The organism is Oleiphilus sp. HI0079, from assembly GCF_001635105.1.
In genome coordinates this window covers 1-4,017 of record NZ_LWFT01000648.1, presented here as the reverse complement: position 1 = coordinate 4,017, position 4,017 = coordinate 1, and the positions used below count along the sequence as shown (strand labels likewise).

6 protein-coding genes are annotated in these 4,017 nt (G+C 46.4%); 1 reads left to right on the top strand and 5 read right to left on the bottom strand.

All coding sequences use genetic code 11. The features are described 5' to 3' along the window. From A3750_RS11725 to A3750_RS11710, 4 genes are all read right to left on the bottom strand, one after another. Positions 1–499: hypothetical protein (locus tag A3750_RS11725; protein WP_156498536.1), on the bottom strand; the 499-nt coding region annotated here is incomplete at its 3' end. 52 nt (positions 500–551) lie between these two features. Further along, positions 552–848 carry a hypothetical protein gene (locus A3750_RS11720; RefSeq protein ID WP_082873275.1) on the bottom strand — a complete coding sequence of 99 codons (297 nt, stop codon included), beginning with the start codon at positions 846–848 and terminating at the stop codon, positions 552–554. A gap of 95 nt (positions 849–943) precedes the next feature. Then, positions 944–1,870 (bottom strand): sugar kinase, encoded by a 927-nt coding sequence (locus A3750_RS11715; protein ID WP_068548287.1) that lies wholly within the window; start codon positions 1,868–1,870, stop codon positions 944–946. Further along, positions 1,863–2,879 (bottom strand): SPFH domain-containing protein, encoded by a 1,017-nt coding sequence (locus A3750_RS11710; RefSeq protein ID WP_068547921.1) that lies wholly within the window; start codon positions 2,877–2,879, stop codon positions 1,863–1,865. Before A3750_RS11710 ends, A3750_RS11715 begins: the two co-directional genes overlap by 8 nt. A 177-nt stretch (positions 2,880–3,056) precedes the next feature. On the opposite strand from A3750_RS11710, the gene A3750_RS11705 reads away from it, so the two are divergent. Beyond that, positions 3,057–3,770, top strand: a complete 714-nt coding sequence (locus A3750_RS11705) for an NUDIX domain-containing protein (RefSeq protein WP_068547991.1) — start codon at positions 3,057–3,059, stop codon at positions 3,768–3,770. 143 nt (positions 3,771–3,913) lie between these two features. Here A3750_RS11705 and A3750_RS11700 read toward each other — a convergent pair whose 3' ends face one another. Further along, positions 3,914–4,006 (bottom strand): integrase core domain-containing protein, encoded by a 93-nt coding sequence (locus tag A3750_RS11700; RefSeq protein ID WP_369819939.1) that lies wholly within the window; start codon positions 4,004–4,006, stop codon positions 3,914–3,916. Between the last annotated feature and the right edge of the window lie 11 nt (positions 4,007–4,017).

The window sequence follows — 4,017 nt, the reverse complement described above, 5'->3', positions numbered from 1 at the left end:
GCAGGTGATAACTCAAACTAGAAAGCGTGAGATACCAAAATGAAAGCTCGGCATCGAGAGCACGAGCCCAAACATGATGGAGATATAGGCGATAAGGCCGCTCAATGTATTTGTCTGGGTCGTGTTTTTTACGCGCATCTTGCTGAAAGTCGAATTCATGCTCATCGTAGTCGCGCAACGTCGCTAATTGCGTTAGATCGAAATCACCACCATGAAGCTCATTCAATTTGAAGCAATTCTCTCCGATACCGCATAGCGCCGTTGTATGCGCGTTGAACCGATTCAATTGCTGAGGATTTAACTGATCATCACCCATTGCGGGGTCATAACACAGTCCAAATAATTCCTTATAGAGGTAGGTATCAACCTGTTCCGCATAATCTAAATACAAGCGCTGTCGAATACGATTCTGCTCTTGCTCGGCCAAAGCGAAGAACTCTGGATGGAGCTTGATGAGCAAACGCTTCACTAATGCCATGTCTGGCTTAATCTTTTTCATCACTTTCTCTTCACCCTCAACTTCACTTACTCATCGCTGATAATGCTCAGCCCTAGTAGGGACAATCAGGCGAACCCCACTCATTACCAACCGGCCCGCCCAGATACTTCTGGAGTTTGCGATGCTTACACCACGCAATTGCAAAATCGTCCATATCATCCAACGATACATATACAGAGATTGACTCCTGTCCCAGCTTATCTTTTTGTACCTCCGCATTAAGTGGATTAGTCACGCGCAACTCAGCTTGACGTACCTCAGTCCCTAGCCTTGATGACTCAAACAACGCTGAATCTGCGTCAGAGTTTATGGCAACTTGAACGTGCTGATCGTCTTTGATTTGGCTCACTGGTTATTCTCCTAAAATATTTCTCAGGATCACGTTTGACCCTTCAATCGGGCCAGTTACACAAGCTTAGCGGTTAAAACGACAGGTTAAGTCGTCTATGCCACAACCAACCTGCCTTTTTGCTCGTCTACTGAAATCCGAGCAATCGTGCCTGCGTTGAATTGAATAAAGTCACTCTCAATCCCATCAGAGAAAATTACCCCGTTTTCCGGCATGTGCGACTCTAATGCAAACGGGCTTGAGGCGTTTATCTCACCGAATACCACATCGACCCTACTTGTCTGGCTAGGAAAAGGTTCGCGCACTGCAAATTGTAAGCGCTCGGCATCCCAATCAAATCCGCTTTGCATGGCGTGCTCAACTGTTCCTGTGACACCCATAGCCCCAGCAAGGATAGATTGGAACCAACCTGTTGAGCCAAACCCTGTCGAGACGATAATCCCTGAAGAGCTTTGCATTTCCTCTTGACCATTCCAACGTAATGTATAGCGCGCGGAGGTGTGCGATTTCGGCCCAATGAAAAAGTCATTCACTGCTCGCATGCATTGCCCATCGTTCGTTTCAACTTTGGCAAACGTCACCTCTTTGGTACTAATACGCTTTACGATCACCGCTTGAACAACCGGTTGTAGCTCCTTCACTGTAAATGGCAACAACACGCCATCAAAACGCGCACTGTCTGGATTTATCCCGATTACCGGTTGGGCATCGAGATACTTCAAAGTATTCGCAACTAAGCCATCCTGACCCACCACCACCACGATATCTTCCGTGCCGAACTGATAACTCTGAATCATGTCTCGATCAATGCGCTGGAAGCGCCCTTGTTGTCGCAAATACGCTTCTACGCGCTTGATCTGATCCAGATACACTTCGTGCTCATCTAAGTAGTCGCGAACATCAATTTGATTGTGTTCAAGGTAGAATTTAGCTTGCGACCAGGAGTTGAACCGCGCGATCAACTCCTGCACTCGAGTCTTGCGAGTGATCATCACGAAGCTATTGTTGCTGTTGCTAGCCATTGGCTTTCACCATCTTGCTGAACAAATCAGGCGTAATCGTCAACTCGTTAATCTTACCTGCATTCTGTGCCAATGACTCAAAGGCCATTGCCATCAATTGTTCTGGATCCATCTGCGCCAATGCCATGGCTTTCAAGTTCTCAACGGGCAATTCCTTGAAGGCATTCATGCGTGAAGCGATACGGTATTTTTCAGCATCGGCTTCGACCCTGCTGTTGCTCGCTTTGGTTTCAACAAACTCACTACGCTGCTGTTCTTGCTCGATCTCGGATTGGATACGCTCTTTCTCCATCTGAGACTGTTGTGCAAGCAAGGTACGCTCATTTTCGACGCGACGCTCTTCCATTTCTTGCTGCTTATTTTGAACGGACAACTCCGTTTCCAATTCAGCCTCGCGAATAGTACGCTCCTGCTCAACCGCGGCTTTGCGGCGACCATAGATGGCATCGTCGCTTTTCTTCAAAATTTCCTCTCGTGCAACGGCCTCTAAGGCTTTTGTCGTTTCAGGTGTCGCAGCAATGTTGGAAATTGAAACGCTTAACACCTCTATTCCTAATGACGCCAATGAGGGCGCTGCCGCCAATACTTGCTCTAACATCCCAACCAAGGACTCAGAAGCCAAAAGCGCTTCGCGCAATCCTGCTTTCTGTATAGTCACTTGAACCGCCACCTGAACAATACGAACGACTCGTTCGTTCAAACGCATGGGGTCCTCAGAGACAAAAGACGCTCCATCCTTTGCCAAGGTAAAGTTCATCAAGCTTGCTGTTTTGTCAGCGTCCACCAAACGAAAGCTGACTTGGCCTTGCACACTAACCTGCTGAAAGTCGGCTGTCTGGAGCTTGAATATGAATGGAGCCTCCTGAACGTTCATAGGCAATGCAGCAATGGAAGTTGTTGCCGGGTTATAGAAAAAGCTTAATCCCTTCCCTTTCGCCTTCACTTTTCCGTTAACGGTTTTGACTGCATAGGTTGAGGCATCTGCCTTGTAGTATTTGATTGAAAACATCGTGCTCTCCTTGTTCGTTTATCTTGCGATCATTAAGTGTCTTTATGTCACTTTTATATAAAGTGGCATTAGGACACTTATTTGTCAAGAAAAATGTCTTTATGACACTAATGCTTTTTACATGCCCTTTGATTTAGACTGTTTAGATCCATTGTTATCTATTGATGTCATTTAAAGATGAGCGAGCGCAATTTCCTCAAAAACTACGATGCGAAAGCGTTTGATGTCACTCTAGTGACTGTCGATAGCGTCTTATTCACCTGCCATGAAGACACTCTAAAGGTGTTACTCGTTGAAAGACCCAACTACCCACAAAAGGGCAAGTGGGGTTTGCCTGGTGGATTTATTGATCAGAAGAAGGACCTCTCGCTTGAAGATGCGGCAATCCGAAAGCTCAAGGAAAAAACATCTGTAGAGCCGCCCTACATTGAGCAACTGTTGAGTGTGGGAGGGGCAAAACGCGACCCGCGGGGTTGGTCAGTTTCTGTTTGTTTTTCTGCGCTCATCGCTCATCAAGCGTGCGAAGCACACATTGATACCGTATCCGATGTACGTTGGACCTCGGTAAAAGAACTCGACACACTCAAGATCGCTTTTGACCATCGATTTATTATCGAAGAAGCATTGCACCGCCTCAGACAAAAGGCGCTCTATTCGATTGTCCCGGCTTACGCTCTGCCAAGCGAATTTACGCTTCCCGAGCTTCAACGCGTTCATGAGATCATTCTAGGCAAAGAGCTTCAGAAAAAATCATTTCGCAGGCGGATTGAAAACGCCAACCTATTAGAAGAAACCGGCAACAAACGTTCGAGCAGTAAGCGGGCAGCTATTTTGTACAAAATGAAAGAAGACACCAAAGGGTTTACCTTTGGGACAAACCTGGAACGATAATCGTCTTTAGGTAGTGAGCGACATGTTCAAACAGCCTTCTCAGAAAAGCAGCAAGATGCACTGGCAAATAACCATACCTATCTTAAGGTCAAGCTTGACCTTTCCCCTTGATTAGTACCACTCCATCAATGAGAAATTCCATATTATGCAACCTTCTTCGCGAAGGCTACCGGTGTTAAATAATTAAGCGAGCTATGTGGCCGTTCATGATTGTAGTGCTGCTGCCACAGATCAATTTCATATCGTG